Origin of the sequence: Rhizorhabdus sp. (assembly GCF_018006725.1) — a bacterium.
Taxonomy (GTDB): domain Bacteria; phylum Pseudomonadota; class Alphaproteobacteria; order Sphingomonadales; family Sphingomonadaceae; genus Rhizorhabdus.
Map to the genome: position 1 here is coordinate 1 of NZ_JAGMXV010000109.1, position 15,383 is coordinate 15,383.

16 protein-coding genes and 1 pseudogene are annotated in these 15,383 nt (G+C 65.3%); 9 read left to right on the forward strand and 8 right to left on the reverse strand.

The genetic code is table 11. The annotated features are described in order from the left end of the window. Positions 1–106: 106 nt before the first annotated feature. The 4 genes and pseudogenes from KAY22_RS15275 to uvrB all read right to left on the reverse strand — a co-directional run. Positions 107–181: pseudogene (locus KAY22_RS15275) on the reverse strand (AraC family transcriptional regulator); the annotation flags it as partial. An 80-nt stretch (positions 182–261) separates the two neighbouring features. Continuing rightward, complete coding sequence (locus tag KAY22_RS15280; protein WP_296624278.1) at positions 262–819, reverse strand: DNA-3-methyladenine glycosylase I; 558 nt, start codon at positions 817–819, stop codon at positions 262–264. Further along, the gene (locus KAY22_RS15285) at positions 816–1,280 is read right to left on the reverse strand and encodes a DUF1810 domain-containing protein (protein ID WP_296624293.1); all 465 of its coding nucleotides are present in this window, start codon (positions 1,278–1,280) and stop codon (positions 816–818) included. Before KAY22_RS15285 ends, KAY22_RS15280 begins: the two co-directional genes overlap by 4 nt. 70 nt (positions 1,281–1,350) lie before the next feature. Next, positions 1,351–3,537: an excinuclease ABC subunit UvrB gene (gene uvrB, locus KAY22_RS15290; protein ID WP_296624279.1), complete on the reverse strand. Its 2,187-nt coding sequence runs from the start codon at positions 3,535–3,537 to the stop codon at positions 1,351–1,353. Positions 3,538–3,593: 56 nt separating this feature from the next. Between uvrB and KAY22_RS15295 the strand changes: the two genes are divergently transcribed. The 7 genes from KAY22_RS15295 (at position 3,594) to KAY22_RS15325 (ending at position 9,855) form a co-directional block, all read left to right on the forward strand. After that, positions 3,594–4,433, forward strand: coding sequence for a 2OG-Fe(II) oxygenase (locus tag KAY22_RS15295; protein WP_296624280.1), 840 nt, complete (start codon positions 3,594–3,596; stop codon positions 4,431–4,433). A 92-nt stretch (positions 4,434–4,525) separates the two neighbouring features. After that, positions 4,526–5,011, forward strand: coding sequence for a DUF3617 family protein (locus KAY22_RS15300; RefSeq protein ID WP_296624281.1), 486 nt, complete (start codon positions 4,526–4,528; stop codon positions 5,009–5,011). A 5-nt stretch (positions 5,012–5,016) separates the two neighbouring features. Further along, positions 5,017–5,835, forward strand: coding sequence for an arylamine N-acetyltransferase (locus KAY22_RS15305; protein ID WP_366514093.1), 819 nt, complete (start codon positions 5,017–5,019; stop codon positions 5,833–5,835). Between the two features lie 324 nt (positions 5,836–6,159). After that, a complete protein-coding gene (locus KAY22_RS15310) occupies positions 6,160–6,741 on the forward strand; it encodes a carboxymuconolactone decarboxylase family protein (RefSeq protein ID WP_296624283.1) in 582 nt (193 codons plus the stop codon). A gap of 107 nt (positions 6,742–6,848) precedes the next feature. Continuing rightward, positions 6,849–7,607 (forward strand): SDR family oxidoreductase, encoded by a 759-nt coding sequence (locus KAY22_RS15315; protein WP_296624284.1) that lies wholly within the window; start codon positions 6,849–6,851, stop codon positions 7,605–7,607. Positions 7,608–7,981: 374 nt separating this feature from the next. Beyond that, entirely contained in the window at positions 7,982–9,271 is a 1,290-nt protein-coding gene (locus KAY22_RS15320) for an MFS transporter (protein WP_296624285.1), read from the forward strand. 296 nt (positions 9,272–9,567) lie between these two features. Next, entirely contained in the window at positions 9,568–9,855 is a 288-nt protein-coding gene (locus tag KAY22_RS15325) for a hypothetical protein (RefSeq protein WP_296624286.1), read from the forward strand. A 6-nt stretch (positions 9,856–9,861) separates the two neighbouring features. Here the strand turns inward: KAY22_RS15325 and KAY22_RS15330 are convergent, their stop codons facing one another. Continuing rightward, a complete protein-coding gene (locus tag KAY22_RS15330) occupies positions 9,862–10,944 on the reverse strand; it encodes an MBL fold metallo-hydrolase (RefSeq protein WP_296624287.1) in 1,083 nt (360 codons plus the stop codon). A gap of 34 nt (positions 10,945–10,978) precedes the next feature. On the opposite strand from KAY22_RS15330, the gene KAY22_RS15335 reads away from it, so the two are divergent. Further along, positions 10,979–12,187, forward strand: coding sequence for a serine hydrolase domain-containing protein (locus KAY22_RS15335; RefSeq protein WP_296624288.1), 1,209 nt, complete (start codon positions 10,979–10,981; stop codon positions 12,185–12,187). Positions 12,188–12,210: 23 nt separating this feature from the next. On the opposite strand, the gene KAY22_RS15340 is transcribed toward KAY22_RS15335, so the two are convergent. Together KAY22_RS15340 and KAY22_RS15345 are read right to left on the reverse strand one after the other, a co-directional pair. Then, the gene (locus tag KAY22_RS15340) at positions 12,211–13,734 is read right to left on the reverse strand and encodes a fumarate hydratase (RefSeq protein WP_296624289.1); all 1,524 of its coding nucleotides are present in this window, start codon (positions 13,732–13,734) and stop codon (positions 12,211–12,213) included. Between the two features lie 92 nt (positions 13,735–13,826). Next, positions 13,827–14,129 (reverse strand): PspC domain-containing protein, encoded by a 303-nt coding sequence (locus KAY22_RS15345; RefSeq protein WP_296624290.1) that lies wholly within the window; start codon positions 14,127–14,129, stop codon positions 13,827–13,829. A 296-nt stretch (positions 14,130–14,425) separates the two neighbouring features. Here KAY22_RS15345 and KAY22_RS15350 point away from each other — a divergent pair, with 296 nt between their 5' ends. Beyond that, positions 14,426–14,926: a CinA family protein gene (locus tag KAY22_RS15350; RefSeq protein ID WP_296624291.1), complete on the forward strand. Its 501-nt coding sequence runs from the start codon at positions 14,426–14,428 to the stop codon at positions 14,924–14,926. A gap of 79 nt (positions 14,927–15,005) precedes the next feature. On the opposite strand, the gene KAY22_RS15355 is transcribed toward KAY22_RS15350, so the two are convergent. Next, positions 15,006–15,383: DUF6481 family protein (locus tag KAY22_RS15355; protein WP_296624292.1), on the reverse strand; the 378-nt coding region annotated here is incomplete at its 5' end.

Sequence of the window (15,383 nt, forward strand, 5' to 3'; positions counted from 1 at the left end):
ACCTGGTGCATCCTGTGGTAAGCCATCGTAAGAGCTTCCGCGTAGCGCTTTGCCTCATCGTAAACCCCCCGGGTGCCGATGGGGTTTACGTTTCCTCGGTAAGTTTCCGGTTGAGGATGGACGAGGCGACGAAAGAGTCGAGTTCGTTGAACCCGTCGAAGGTCAGGACTGCGATCTGCATGGCGCGAGACAGCATGGCCGGCCTCGCCGCGCAAGCCCCGCGCACCGGCGGTCTTCAACGCTCATCGCCAGCAGCCGGCGTCAGACCTGATCGCGGCGGAAGCAATAGAACGCATGATCGTTGACCATGCCGATCGCCTGCATCCACGCATAGACGATCGTCGGCCCCACGAATTTGAAGCCGCGCTTCTTCAGGTCCTTCGAGATGCGGTCCGACAGCGGCGTGCTCGCCGGGACGCTCATCCCGTCGCCCTGGAGGACCTTGCCGTCGGTGAAGGACCAGGCATAGTCGGCGAAATCCTCGCCCCGGTCGCGCATGGCGAGGAAGATGCGCGCCCCCATAATCGTCGCCTCGATCTTCGCCCGTGCGCGCACGATGCCGGGGTCCTGCATCAGCCGCTCGACATCGTCGGGACCGAAGGCCGCCACCCGCTCGGGATCGAACCCGGCAAAGGCCGCGCGGAAGGCGTCGCGCTTGCGCAGGATGACCGTCCAGGAGAGGCCCGCCTGGAAGCCTTCAAGCATCAGATTTTCCCACAGGGCGCGCGGATCGCGCTCGGGCACGCCCCATTCGCTGTCATGATAGACGGTTTCGACCGGGTCACGCTCGGACCAGCGGCAGCGGACAGGCTCGCTCATCGCCCGCCCTCCCGCAGCAGGTCGAGCGTCAGCGGGTCGGCCTGTCCATCGAACCAGCGCTCGAGCGCCGCGACGAATAGCCGCTCGCCCGCCGCCTCGGCGAAAAGCGTCAGCGAGGAGCGCAGCTTCATAGCATCGATCTCGCCGAAAATCTCGACCGCGCTGCCCTGCTCCAGATCCTGCAGCGCCTCGACGCAGGCGCGCAGCCGTGGCCCGAGCAACGGATGGGCGAGATAGGCCGCCGCCTCGCCAGCAGACGCCAGCCCATAATGTTGCGCGGTCGGACTGCGCCCGAGGCCACGAAGCTGCGGGAAGACGAACCACATCCAGTGGCCGCGCTTCTGCCCGCGCCGGATCTCGGTCAGTGCCTGGTCGAAGACGCCGTCCTGCGCCTCAACGAAGCGATCGAGATCGAACCCCTTGTCCATCGCCGCGCGCATCCTCTCGTCGACTGCCTGCATGACGCCCACATTCCCGATCCATAACAATGTATGTCATGGAACATATAGGGAACAATCAGACTGAAAGCAATCAGCGCCGCGCGCGCGCCGCCTTCATCTTTCCATATTTGGTCGTACGCGTGCCGGGCTTGCCGCCGAAGCTGTTGCTCTTCACCGGCGCGCGATGCTCGTCGACCGGAAGGCCGAGCTCTTCCTGCTCCAGCTTGCGGATCTCGTCGCGCAGGCGCCCCGCCTCCTCGAATTCGAGGTCGGCCGCCGCCGCGCGCATCTTGGCTTCGAGTTCCTCTATATAGGCGCGCAGATTGTGGCCGACCATGTGCGGCAGCTCCTCGATCCCCGTATCGACGGTGACCTGGTCCTTGGAGGCGAGGTGGCCGACGATGTCGGTGATGCTGCGGCGGATCGTTTCGGGCGTGATGCCATGTTCGAGATTATAGGCCTGCTGCTTCTCGCGGCGGCGCGAGGTTTCGGCCATCGCGCGTTCCATCGATCCGGTGATGCGGTCAGCATAAAGGATCACGCGGCCGTCGACGTTGCGCGCCGCGCGGCCGATCGTCTGGATCAGCGAGGTTTCGGACCGCAGAAAGCCCTCCTTGTCGGCATCGAGGATCGCGACCAGCCCGCATTCGGGAATGTCGAGCCCCTCGCGCAACAGGTTGATGCCGACGAGGATGTCATAGACGCCCAGCCGCAGGTCGCGGATCAGCTCGATACGCTCCAGCGTCTCGACGTCCGAATGCATGTAGCGGACCTTGAGCCCCGCTTCGTGCAGATATTCGGTCAGGTCCTCGGCCATGCGTTTGGTCAGCGTCGTGACCAGCGTGCGATAGCCCTTCTTCGCGGTCTCGCGCGCCTCGAAGACGAGGTCGTCGACCTGGCTTTCGATCGGGCGGATGTCGACCGGCGGATCGATCAGACCGGTCGGGCGGATGACCTGCTCGACGAACACGCCGCCGGTCTGGTTCATCTCCCACTCGCCCGGCGTCGCCGAGACATAGACGGTCTGCGGGCGCATCACTTCCCACTCGGCGAAGCGCAGTGGGCGGTTGTCGATGCAGGACGGCAGCCGGAAGCCGAACTCGGCGAGCGTGATCTTGCGGCGGTGATCGCCCCGCGCCATGCCGTTGATCTGGCCGATCGTCTGGTGGCTCTCGTCGACGAACAGCAGCGCGTTTTCGGGCAGATATTCGAACAGGGTCGGCGGCGGCTCGCCCGGCAGGCGGCCGGTCAGGAAGCGCGAATAATTCTCGATGCCGGCACAGCTGCCGGTGGCGGCGATCATCTCCAAATCGAAATTGGTGCGCTGCTCCAGCCGCTGCGCTTCAAGCAGCCGTCCCTCGGCCTGCAACTCCTTCAACCGCTCGGTCAGTTCGAAGCGAATCGCCTCCATCGCCTGCTTCATTGTCGGCCCGGGCGTCACATAGTGTGAATTGGCGAAGACGCGGACATAATCGAGGCTGGCGGCCTTCTTGCCGGTCAGCGGGTCGAACTCGACGATCTCCTCGATCTCGTCGCCGAAGAAGGCGATCCGCCACGCGCTGTCCTCATAATGCGACGGGAAGATTTCCAGATTGTCGCCGCGCACGCGGAAATTGCCGCGCGCAAAGGCATGGTCGTTGCGCTTATACTGGAGCGCGACCAGCTTGCGGATGATCTCGCGCTGGTCGACCGTCTGGCCCTTCTTCAGGTCGAAGATCATCGCCGAATAGGTTTCGACCGATCCGATACCGTAGAGGCAGGACACCGAGGCGACGATCAGCACGTCGTCGCGTTCGAGCAGGGAGCGGGTGGCCGAGTGGCGCATCCGGTCGATCGCCTCGTTTATCGAGCTTTCCTTCTCGATATAGGTGTCGGTCCGGGGGACATAGGCTTCGGGCTGATAATAGTCGTAATAGCTGACGAAGAACTCGACCGCATTGTCGGGGAAGAACTGCTTGAACTCGCCGTACAGCTGCGCAGCGAGGATCTTGTTCGGGGCCAGCACCAGCGCCGGCCGCTGCAGCTGCTCGACCACCTTGGCCATGGTGAAGGTCTTGCCCGATCCGGTGACGCCCAGCAGCACCTGGTCGCGCTCGCCCTGTTCGGCCTGCGCCACCAGTTCGGCGATCGCGGTCGGCTGGTCGCCCGACGGCTGATAGTCGGAGACGAGCTTGAACGCCTTGCCGCCCTCGCTCTTCTCGGGCCGCTCCGGCCGGTGCGGGACGAAGCTCTGCCCGAGATCGACGTCATCGAGGCTGGTGCGGATCTGGATGGTCATGGCTTTGCATATGTAGGATAGAGGTCGCGAATGTTCACCTTTTATCTTCCTTCCCCATGAGCCAGTCGGACGGCCTGCTTCCCTACCGCGACCGGGGCTTCGACGCCGCGGCGTGCCGTGCGGCCGGAACGGCGCTGGCGGAGCGCTATGCGGCGGCGGCCCCGTTCCCGCACATCGTCATCGACGACCTGATCGACCCCAAGCTCCTGGCGGGGCTCGCCGCGCATTTCCCCGACCGGACGGGCAAGCGCTTCTTCGACCGCGACCAGGAGCGGTTCAAATATCAGTTCGCGCCCCAGGACATCGACCATTGCGGGCTGCGCACCCTGCTCGCGGAGCTCAACGGCGCGGCCTTTCTCTGCTTTCTCGAGGCGCTGACCGGGATTGAGGGGCTCGTCCCCGATCCCTGGTATCTCGGAGGCGGGCTGCACGAGACGCTGCCGGGCGGTCATCTGTCGATCCATGCCGACTTCAACCGCCATCCACGCCTGAAGCTCCGCCGCCGGCTCAATCTGCTGATCTATCTGAACGAGGGGTGGCAGCCCGAATGGGGCGGCGAGCTCGAGATGTGGGACCACGCCATGCGCCGCTGCGAGGTGCGCGTCGCCCCGCTGCTCGGCCGCGCAGTGGTCTTCAACACCGATGCCGACAGCTATCACGGTCATCCCGATCCGCTGCGCTGCCCGCCCGATCGGTCGCGCCGGTCGATCGCGACCTATTATTACACCGCCTTCCCCGCCGACGAAGCCGAGGCGCCCGAGCGCACCACCGTCTTCCGACCGCGCCCCGGAAGTGGCGACCGGCCCGACCGGCGCGTGGCGATCGACCATTTCATCCAGGATTGGGTTCCGCTACGCCTGCAGCGTTATGCCCGCAAATTGAACCGCTTCCGCTGAACGACCGCAACCTTATCCCGCCATCGACCAGTAGATCAGCAATGGCTGCCCCACGACCAGATCCACATGCGCAGCCCATGAGGGACCCACGGATGATCAACAGCCGCCTATCGACCGGCATCGCCTCGCTGGCCGCCGCTACCGCTTTCGCGCTTCTGAACGCCGCCCCGGCGGCGGCGGATGGCTTCGCGCCCGGCGGCTGGACGCATCAGACGACGATGCTGACCGCCGACGTGCCGGGCGTGCCGCAATGGGTGATCAAGATGTTCGCGGGCAACCGCAAGCGCACCAGTTGCCACGATGCCGCCGAACTGGCGCGGCGGCCGGAGGCGCTGCTGACCCAGGACGACGCGGCGGTCTGCACCAAGCGGCGCTTCTCGATGGCGGCCGGCCAGCTGGCCTATGACACCTTCTGCACCAACAAGCGCTTCCCCGACGGGTTGCTCGTCGCCTCGAAGGGCAGCTACACGGCGGACAGCTACAAGATCTCGACCGTTTCGACCGGCATGAAGGACGGCAAGCCCGTGAAGATCGTGACCGAAGGCAGCGGTCACCGCACGGGAAGCTGCAAGAAATGAGCGACATGACCAACCCCGCAGATTTCGACCTCGACGCCTATCTCGCCCGGATCGGACTCAAGCAGGCGCCCGATGCCGACTGGGGCGGGATGGACTTTCTCCAGCGCCAGCACCGGCTGACCATCCCGTTCGAAAATCTCGACATCGCGCTGGGGCGCGGGATCAGCCTCGATCCCGATCATGTCTTCGCCAAGCTCGTCCACCACCGGCGCGGTGGCTATTGCTTCGAACAGAACCAGCTGTTTCTGCGCGCGCTGCACGCGATCGGATTCGACGCACGGCCGATCCTGGCGCGGGTATGGCTGCGCACCGAAGGCCTGCCGCCGCGCACGCACACCGCCAATCTGGTCGAGATCGCGGGGCAGACCTGGCTCGCCGATGCCGGCTTCGGCGGCGGCTATTCGCCCCCCATGCCGCTCAGCGACGGCGCCGAGACGCCCGGCCCCGACGGCGCGCTGTTCCGCATGCGTCTGGATGCCGAGCATGGCTGGACCCTCGAACGCCTCGCCCCTGGTGCAGACCGTGCCGGCGGCTGGGAACGGCAGTACAGCTTCACCACCGACCGCGTTTTTCCGGCCGATCTGGAAATGTCCAACCACTGGACCTCGACCCGCCCCGACACACGCTTCACCAGCCAGACGATCGTCAGTCTCGTCCTGCCCAGCGGCTTCGCCTCGCTGGTCGACCGCCGCTATGTCCGCCACACGGCAAAGGAGCAGGTCGAAAGCGAGATCGAAAGCGCCAAGGCCTATCGCCTGCGCCTGAACTTCGTGTTCGGCCTCATCCTCGACGAGGTCGAGGTGATGGGGCTGGGACTGTTTTAGGAAAGTCGAGCCCAGCACAAAAATCGGGGACAGTATACTATTTTTTCTTCTCGCTCGGGGCGATGCAGCACGTCACCAAAGCGCAGATGTCAGCCGCTTAATTGATATACTGTCCCCGTTTTTCCCTGTCCCCGTTTTTCCCTGTCCCCGTTTTTCCTGTCCCCGCTTTTCTGCTGCTGTGTGGAATGATGTTGGCCTTCCGCCTATCCAATTGGCTAGGCCGGAGGGCACCGCCCCCATGATAGCCTCCCTGCATATAGACTACTGAAATCGTGCAGAAAAACACTGCATGTTCGAATGAGCAGCATAGGCAGGAGAAGATGCATGGCCGATACGATCAAGAGTTTCCGCCGGGACGAACTGTCTCCCAAGCTCCAGCAGGACTGGGATTTCGTCTACAAGCTGACGGGTCAGGCCGGCTTCATCGAGAAAGGCGCCCACGCACCCGAACTGCTCGACTTCACGATGGTCGATTTCTACGAGAAGATATTCTACGGCGGGCGCGTCGACGTCAAACTCAAGCATCTTGCCCGACTACGGATGAGCCTCGGCCATGGCTGCCGCAGCTGCAACCTGGGCAACACCATCGGCGCCAAGGAAGTCGGCTACAGCGAAGAGCAGTTGAATGCCATCGAGGGCGATCGATCGATCTTCAGCGATGTCGAGATCGCGGTGCTCGAACTGGCCGACGAATTCCTGATGACAAACATTCAGGGACATCTCGAACCCGAGCTTTACGCCAAGCTGCACAAGCATTTCGACGATGCGCAAATCCTCGAGCTCGGCACCGTGATGAGCTATCTCGGCGGTCTCGCGAAAATGCTGTTCGTCTTCGACATGGCCGAGAAGGAAGAGACCTGCCCCTTCCGTCCGGCGGCCCGGACTCTGGCCGAAGCAGCCGAATAAGGCCCTGGCCCGTTCCGGCTGGGGTCGTCGCCGAAGCCGTTTAAGGCTGGCGGTTGCCTCCCCGGGTTTTCGCTTCGCATTGGATTTGAGACGGACAGGGTAGGTCGATGCGGCTGTTTGAAGACCAAGTCGTGCTCGTAACCGGCGCAGGTTCGGGGCTCGGGCTCGAGACGGCGCTCGCTTTTGCCCGGGAAGGCGCGGCCATTGTCGCGACCGACGTCTCGCCAGCAGGCGTGGAGCGCACCGTGGCGCAGATCGAGGCCGAAGGCGGCCGTGCGACAGCCTGCACCGCAGACGTTTCAGACGCGAGTGCGGTCGATGCGATGTTCGAGTTGATATCGCAGAAGTTCGGCCGCCTCGACGTCGCAATCAACGGCGCCGGTATAGGAGGCACGCCTGGTCCGATCGTCGAGGCGGTCGAGGCGGAATTCGACCGGGTCATTGCGGTCAATCTCAAGGGTGTTTGGCTTTGCATGCGGGGCGAGATCCCGCTGATGCTCAAGCAGGGGCGCGGGGTCATCGTCAATATTGCGTCCGCGTTGGGCCTGATTGCGCTGGCGAATAGCGGCGCATACGCGGCGGCCAAGCACGCTGTCGTAGGCCTGACCAAGGTGGCCGCTCTCGAAACGGCGGACAAGGGCATACGTATCAACGCCATCTGCCCGGGCGTGATCGATACGCCGATGAACAAGTTCATCGTGGATGATGCTGAATTGCTGAAACAGATGGAGAGCTTGCACCCGGTAGGACGCCTCGGGCGGCCGGAGGAAATCGCTGAAACCATCCTCTGGCTGTCCGATCGCCGATCCAGCTTCATAACGGGGGCCGCGATCCCGGTCGATGGTGGTTGGACCGCGCGCGGGTGATGCTGGCTCGAACGCGGTGTTGTTGCGCATACCCAGAGCGCTCGCCCATCCTCGGAAAAATGGCAGATATCGTGCGAAGCGTTCGATGCGGTCGTGCCGTGTCAATACGGCAAGGCGCACCGCCGGCACATTCCCGCGCGCAATAACGACATCGTCGGCCACGAGCGCGTCGGCATCAGCCGCTACAATCGGGGTTTGGCGCCGAGAATGGCGAACCGAGCCGTCAGCGCCTCGTCAGGCAGGAACATGGCTAACCTGCAACATCGGACAGGCCCGACATCGCCCCGCCGCTGCCAAATACGCCAATTCACGCCTAGCCACGCCGCCGCTTTCCCGGCAGACAGACGCCTTCGCGCGCCCGGGGAGGAACCATCTTGCAGGCACAGTCCAGTCCGCGCCGCCCGATCCGGTCGGTCATCGGCGGTTCGCTCGGTAATCTCGTCGAATGGTATGACTGGTATATCTATTCGGCCTTCTCGCTCTATTTCGCGCAGAGCTTCTTTCCGGCGAGCGACCCGACCGCGCAGTTGCTGTCGACCAGCGTCGTCTTCGCGATCGGCTTTCTCATGCGACCGCTGGGTGGGTGGCTGCTCGGCATGCTGGCCGACCGCTATGGTCGCAAGAGCGCGCTAACCTGGTCGATCACGCTGATGTGCGCGGGATCGCTGATCATCACCTGCGCGCCGACCTATGCGACGATCGGGATCTGGGCGCCTATTCTGCTGACCTTCGCGCGGATGGCGCAGGGGCTGAGCCTGGGCGGCGAGTTCGGCACGGCGGCGACCTATCTGACCGAGATTGCCCCGCCCGACAAACGCGGCTTCTGGTCGAGCTTCCAATATGTGACGCTGATCGCCGGACAGTTGCTCGCGCTCGGACTGCTCGTCACGCTGCAATTCTTCTTCCTGACCGAAGCGCAACTGGAAGTCTGGGGCTGGCGCCTCGCCTTCGCTACCGGCGCGATCCTGGCGATTTCGGTGTTCTGGCTGCGGCGCGGGATCGACGAGACCCCCGACTTCGTCGAGGAGAGCGACCGCGGCCGGCGCAAGGGCGGGCTCATGACGCTGCTGCGCGAGCGGCCTAAACAGGTCGCATTGGTGTTCGGGCTGTCGATCGGCAGCAATGTCAGCTTCTATGCCTTCACCACCTATATGCAAAAATATCTGGTCGGCAGCGCGGGCTTCGCCAAGGACAAGGCCTCGCTGATCTGCTCGGCGGCGCTGATCTTCTATATCGTCATCCAGCCGATGCTCGGCGCGCTGTCGGACAAGGCGGGGCGCAAGCCGCTGCTCTACTGGTGCTGGATCGGCGGCATCGTCGGCACGGTTCCCCTCTTCACCGCTCTGGGCCGCGCCGATGGCATGGTCGAGGCGTTTCTGCTGCTGTGCGTCGCCTATCTGATCATCTCGGGATCGAGCGCCACCAGCGCGGTCGTCAAGGCCGAGCTTTTCCCGCCGCACATCCGCGCGCTGGGGGTCGGACTGCCCTATGCCGTGAGCCAGGCGATCTTCGGCGGCACGGCGGAATCGGTCGCGCTCGGATTCAAGAGCGCGGGGATGGAGAGCGCCTTCTTCTGGTACGTCACAGGCTGCATGGGGGTCGCGCTGGTGACGACGCTATTCCTGCCCGAGACCCGTTGGCAGACGGCGCGGCCGGCGCGATAAGCCGCGCACCTGTCCTTTAATGCAGTGCAACACGAGTGATTCGGACATATTTCGCGCTGCACACTGGACAGCCTTCGCGAAAAAGCACCGATAATCCATTGCGATAGATTTTTGAAAAGGTGGTTCCGAATCAATCGGACGATGCCGCGATGCCGCAAAGCGAATAAAGCGATACCCAAATGGGAGTACGCCATGAGAATTTGCGGCACTAAGCGACGAGAGTGTCCCCATAGCGGTGCGCCGAACGGGTCGGCAGATGCATCGCCTCAGGCATTTTCATAACGGAGTTAGCACCGATGCGTTCCATCATCATCGCCGCCGCCATCGTCTCCTCGCTCGGCCTTTCGGGCGCCGCGCTCGCGCAGGAAGCCCTCACCGTCAAGAACGGCATGCTGGTCACCAGCGCCGACGGCAAGAAGCTGGGCCGCGTCTATGAGGTCAAGAAGGGCGCCGACGGCGCGCCGACTGCGATCGTCGTGATCAACGACGCCAAGATGGCGACCTTGGCGATCGGTACGCTCACCAAGGCCGACAATGGCGTCACCACCTCGCTGACCGCCGCCGAGGTCCGCAAGCTCAAGTAAGCGGGATCAGCGGCCGGCGAGAGCGATCGCCTGGCCCGGCTGGATCGTCACGAAGCGGTCGGTGGCAACGCCGGCCGCTTTCGTTTGTGCGATCAATTCTCGGGGCGGTACGTCGGGGCCCTCGTCGGTCAGATGGAAAGTGCCCCAATGGATGCCGAGCGCCTTGTCTGCGCCGAGAAGCTTCTGCACGCGCACCGCCTCGGCCGGATCGATATGGCTCCGCCCGAACACCTCGCGCGGATGATAGGCGCCGATCGGCAGCACAGCGAGCCGGACGGGGCCGTGCCGTGCCGCATCGCGCGGCCAACTGCCGTCGCCCCAGCCGGTGTCGCCGGCGAAGAAGATGTTGCCGCCCGGCAGAGTCAGCGTGAAGCCACTCCACAGCGCACGGTTGCGGTCCTCTCCCCAGCGCGAACTCCAATGCTGGACCCGCTCGACGATCACCGACACGCCCGGCCGGACCGCTACGCGCCCGCCCCAGTCGCGCGCCTGCGCCGCCACGCCGGCGTCGCGCAGGATGCTGTCATTGCCGAGGCCGGTCACGATCAGCGGCCGGTCGCGCTGCCACAGGCGTTGCAACGTCGCCAAATCCATATGGTCGTAATGATTATGGCTGACGAGGACGAGATTGATGCGGGGCAGATCCTCGAACCGCACGCCGGGCGCCCGCGCGCGACGTGGGCCGACGCGGTTCCACGGCCCCGCGATATCGGACCAGATCGGATCGGTCAGAATGTTGAGCCCCTGCGTCTGGATCAGCACGGTCGCATGACCGACCCAGGTCGCGCGGATAGCGGCGCCGTCGACACGCGCCGGTGGACGCGAGGGGATTACGGCAATGCTATCGGGCCAGGCATCGCCGCGCTGTCCGGTCGCGGTCCGCCACAGCCGGTCGATGCCGACCTTGAACGGACTGACCTGATCGCCGTCGCCGGTCGGGTTGCGAAAGCGTTGTCCGTCATAATGGGCGCTGACCGGTCCGCGATAATAGATCCGGTCGAGCCAATAGCTGCGCGTCAGCCAGAACAGCCCGGCGAGCAGGAGCAGCGCGAGCAGCACCCATCCCGTCCAGCGCGCGAAACGACGCATTGCCTGCACCCGCCAACCCTTCCATGATCGGGCGATGCGCATCGCTGCCCGCTTGCTGATAGTCGCCGGATCGCTGCTGGCGGTCCCGCTCACCGCCGAACCTATGGGCTTCGCTACGGTTCGCCTAGCCTTCACGAAGCAGGCCTTGGCGAAGCCGACGAGCCGGGGTGTGGCCGATCGGAGCACGGGGCGTCGTGTCACCGCCGACGATCCGGTCCGCATCGCTTCGATCAGCAAGCTGGTGGTCGCGATCGGCGTGCTGCGGCTCGTCGAGGAGGGAAGACTCGATCTCGACGCCGACGTGTCGACCTATCTCGGCTGGCCGCTGCGCAACCCCGCATTCCCCGATCGCGCGATCAGCCTGCGGATGCTGCTGTCGCACCGCGCGTCGCTGGTCGACGGGATCGACTATGCCCTGCCGCTGGACCAATCGCTGCGCACCGCGCTGGGCGATCCCGCCGCCTGGGACAGGGACCACGCGCCCGGCGGCTATTTCCGCTACGCCAATATAAACTTCCCCATCGTAGCCTCGGTGATGGAGCGGGCGACCGGCGAGCGTTTCGACCGGCTGATGCAGCGCCTCGTGCTGCGCCCGCTCGACTTGCGCGCCTGTTTCAACTGGGCGAGTTGCGATCATGCCACCATCGCCGGGGCGGTGACGCTCTACGATGCCTCGGGCAAGGCGGTACGCGACGACGATGGCGGCCTGCGCCCCGCCTGCCCGGTCGTGCCGGCGCGCGACGGCGGCTGCGACCTGAACCGCTGGCAGCCCGGCGCGAACGGCGCGCTCTTCTCTCCGCAGGGAGGCCTGCGCATCTCCGCGCGCGATCTGGCGCGGATCGGGCAGATGCTGCTGAAGGGCGGCCGGGTGGGCGGGCGGCGCTTCCTTCAGCCCGCCTCGGTCGACCTGATGCTGCGCCCGCTGTGGATCTATGACGGCAGCAACGGCGTCACCGGAGAAACGACCCCCGGCTCGATCTGCCGCTATGGCCTCGCCAGCCAGACGCTCTCGACCGGCGTCGCCGGCTGCGCCGACGACCTGTTCGGCGACGGCCGCCCATGGGTCGGCCATGCGGGCGAGGCCTATGGCCTGCGCTCAGGGCTATGGATCGACCGCGAACGCGGCCGGGGCGTCGCCTATTTCGTGACCGGCGTCGCCGACGATGCGCCGCTCGCGCCCGGCACCGCCTTCACCCAGGCGGAAGTCGCCGCCGCACGCGCGGCGCCGGAGGCGAACCGCTAGGCCCGCCCCCGGCGCTCGCGCGATCAGGCGTTTTCGAGCAGCTTCTCGCGCGCGATCTTCTCGCGCCACACAAGCGGCGCGGTGTGGTGGACGCTCTCGCCGGTCGCGTCGACCGCGACGGTGACAGGCATGTCCTTCACGTCGAACTCGTAGATCGCTTCCATGCCGAGATCGGCGAAGCCCACGACCTTGGCGCCCTTGATCGCGCGCGCGACCAGATAGGCAGCCCCGCCGACGGCCATCAGATAGGCCGCCTTGTGGTTCTTGATCGCCTCGATCGCGACCGGGCCGCGCTCGGCCTTGCCGACCATCGCGATCAGGCCGGTCTTGTCGAGCATCATGTCGGTGAACTTGTCCATGCGGGTCGCGGTGGTGGGACCCGCCGGCCCCACGACCTCGTCACCCACCGGATCGACCGGGCCGACATAATAGATGACCCGGCCGCGGAAATCGACGGGCAGTTCCTCGCCCTTCGCCAGCATGTCCTGAATGCGCTTGTGCGCAGCGTCGCGGCCGGTGAGCATCTTGCCGTTGAGCAGCAGGCGATCGCCCGGCTTCCAGCTGGCGACGATCTCGGGCGTCAGGCTGTCGAGGTCGACGCGGATCGCTTCCTTCGACGGGGTCCATTCGACCTTCGGCCATTCGTCCAGGCTCGGCGGCTCCAGATAGGCCGGGCCCGACCCGTCGAGGTGGAAATGCGCGTGGCGGGTCGCCGCGCAGTTCGGGATCATCGCGACCGGCTTCGACGCGGCATGCGTCGGATAGTCCAGGATCTTGACGTCGAGGATGGTCGACAGCCCGCCCAGCCCCTGCGCGCCGATGCCGAGCGCGTTGACCTTGTCGAAGATCTCGATGCGGAGCTTCTCGATGTCGTTCTGCGGGCCGCGCTGCTTGAGCTGCGCCATGTCGATATCGCCCATCAGCGACTCCTTCGCCATGGTCATCGCCTTCTCGGCGGTGCCGCCGATGCCGATGCCGAGCATGCCCGGCGGGCACCAGCCGGCGCCCATCTTCGGGATCATCTCAAGCACCCAGTCGACGATCGACTCGCTCGGGTTGAGCATGGCGAATTTCGACTTGTTCTCAGACCCGCCGCCCTTGGCCGCGACGGCGACTTCGACATGGTGGCCGGGGACCATCTCGACGTTCAGCACCGACGGGGTGTTGTCCTTGGTGTTGACGCGGCTGAAGGCGGGATCGCGCAGGATCGAGGCGCGCAGGCGGTTCTCCGGGTGGAGATAGGCGCGGCGGACGCCCTCGTCGACGACGTCCTGCAGGCTGTGCGCGGAGTCGAGCAGGCACTGCTGGCCCCATTTGATGAAGACGGTGACAATGCCGGTATCCTGGCAGATCGGGCGGTGGCCCTCGGCGCACATCCGGCTGTTGGTCAGGATCTGGGCGATGGCATCCTTGGCGGCCGGGCTCTGTTCGGCCTCGTAGGCCACCCCGAGCGCCCGGATATAGTCCATCGGGTGATAGTAGCTGATATATTGGAGGGCATCGGCGATGCTCTCGATCAGATCGGCTTCCTTGATGATGACAGTCATGCCCCGCCTCCGGATCTAGCACTATTTGCGGTGCACATAGCTCCAAAGGCGAGGACTGACAGCCATAAAATTGGCAGGGATCTGCGGGTCGCTCAGGCGGCGGCGGCGATGTCGCCGACGTCGCGATCATTGTCGGCGCGCGGTGCCTCGGCCTCGGCAGTCGCCGGTGCCGCGCTTACGCGAGAGCAACGAGCGGGGAAGAGCAGGCGCGAGGCAAGGACCACGACCGCCAGCGCACCGTAGATGCCCAGCACGAGCGTCGGGTTGAACAGCAACGCGCTGGCGAAAACGACGCGCAGCCAGTCGGGATTGAAGCCGAAATCCTGCCCGATCGCCTGGCAGACGCCGAGAAAGGTGTCGTGGCGCCAGAGGACGATGTTCTTGTCGATCTGCATGTCTTTGGTCCTGATCCTGTATCCGTCGGCCGGCGCGTGCGCCGCCGCCGGGCTTCCATGCCCGACAGCTTTGCAGGAGCCGTGCCAGATCGAAGAAGGCCCGTCTTCCTGCCCTTTGGCGAAGTCGCATCGGCGCGATGGCTGAAATTTCTGCCGAGAGTTGGGAGTTCGCACCGATCTTTCAAGAGATCGCCGCCAATATCAGCCTGTCATGAATGACGGTGCCGACCGCGATTGGCCTTGCCCCCTGCCCCGCCCTCGCCGACTATGGCCCGCGAACGGGAGAGGACAGGATCATGAATACGGACTTCGCGGCGCTAGCGCCGATCGCGCGGGGCATCGCGGACAAGCTGGTTGCGCTCGGCCAAACCGTCGCCATTGCCGATGGCGCGAGCGGTGGTCTCATATCGGCCGGCCTGCTGACCATCCCAGGCGCGCGGAGCTATTATCTCGGCGGCGGGGTAATCTATTCGCTCGCCGGACGCGACCTGCTGCTCGGTCTCGACCGCGAGCAACTGCGTGGCATGAAGGCGGTGTCCGAACCCTATGCCCTGCTCCAGGCCCGCGCTATCCGCGACCGCTTCGGTGCTGACTGGGGCGTGGCGGAGTCCGGCTCGGCAGGCCCGGAACCGCATCCTTATGGGATCGAAGCCGGCCTATGCTGCGTGGCTGTCGTGGGCCCGAAGGGCGAGGAAACGGCCTTCGTGCAAACCGGCAGCACCGACCGGATCGGCAACATGCTCGCCTTCGCCGCCGGCGCGCTGAGGCTGCTCGACGAGAGCCTGTCGCGCACCTGACCGCCGGCCGCCGCGATCTCGATCGCGACGATCCGGCCGATGACAAACCGGTGCCTGTGCTCAGGCCCCGGCCCTGGGCTTAGCGTCGGCCTTGCCGCATCTTGCGCGCCGCATAGCGGGCGTCGCGCGCGGCTTTCCGATCCTCTTCGGTCCACGACTTGCGTTCCGCAACCTTCTGCGCCGTCGCATCTGCCTTGGCCTGCGCGATCATCTGGATCTTTGCTTCGGCTGCAGCCTGCTCGGCGGCGAGCGCCTGGCGCTCCTGCTCACGCTTCTGCTCTTCCGCTTCCTTCTTCGCGCGGATGGAAGCGGCGCGCTTTTCGGCGGCGGCGGCTTCGCGCTCGGCGCGGCGCTTCGCCCTGTCCGCCATCACGGCCGGATCGACGACCGGCCGGTCGCGATATTTGGCGAGCGCGTTCATCCGTGCACGCGCTGCGGCCTCCTGCCGCTCCTGAAA

Bases quoted from the DNA above. Each gene is read 5' to 3' on its own strand.
- KAY22_RS15285 (WP_296624293.1), bottom strand. From the start codon at position 1,280: ATGCAGGCAGTCGACGAGAGGATGCGCGCGGCGATGGACAAGGGGTTC.
- KAY22_RS15350 (WP_296624291.1), top strand. From the start codon at position 14,426: ATGAATACGGACTTCGCGGCGCTAGCGCCGATCGCGCGGGGCATCGCG.
- KAY22_RS15310 (WP_296624283.1), top strand. From the start codon at position 6,160: ATGGCCGATACGATCAAGAGTTTCCGCCGGGACGAACTGTCTCCCAAG.
- KAY22_RS15300 (WP_296624281.1), top strand. From the start codon at position 4,526: ATGATCAACAGCCGCCTATCGACCGGCATCGCCTCGCTGGCCGCCGCT.
- KAY22_RS15305 (WP_366514093.1), top strand. From the start codon at position 5,017: ATGACCAACCCCGCAGATTTCGACCTCGACGCCTATCTCGCCCGGATC.
- KAY22_RS15340 (WP_296624289.1), bottom strand. From the start codon at position 13,734: ATGACTGTCATCATCAAGGAAGCCGATCTGATCGAGAGCATCGCCGAT.
- KAY22_RS15335 (WP_296624288.1), top strand. From the start codon at position 10,979: ATGCGCATCGCTGCCCGCTTGCTGATAGTCGCCGGATCGCTGCTGGCG.
- KAY22_RS15345 (WP_296624290.1), bottom strand. From the start codon at position 14,129: ATGCAGATCGACAAGAACATCGTCCTCTGGCGCCACGACACCTTTCTC.
- KAY22_RS15280 (WP_296624278.1), bottom strand. From the start codon at position 819: ATGAGCGAGCCTGTCCGCTGCCGCTGGTCCGAGCGTGACCCGGTCGAA.
- uvrB (WP_296624279.1), bottom strand. From the start codon at position 3,537: ATGACCATCCAGATCCGCACCAGCCTCGATGACGTCGATCTCGGGCAG.
- KAY22_RS15330 (WP_296624287.1), bottom strand. From the start codon at position 10,944: ATGCGTCGTTTCGCGCGCTGGACGGGATGGGTGCTGCTCGCGCTGCTC.
- KAY22_RS15325 (WP_296624286.1), top strand. From the start codon at position 9,568: ATGCGTTCCATCATCATCGCCGCCGCCATCGTCTCCTCGCTCGGCCTT.
- KAY22_RS15315 (WP_296624284.1), top strand. From the start codon at position 6,849: ATGCGGCTGTTTGAAGACCAAGTCGTGCTCGTAACCGGCGCAGGTTCG.
- KAY22_RS15295 (WP_296624280.1), top strand. From the start codon at position 3,594: ATGAGCCAGTCGGACGGCCTGCTTCCCTACCGCGACCGGGGCTTCGAC.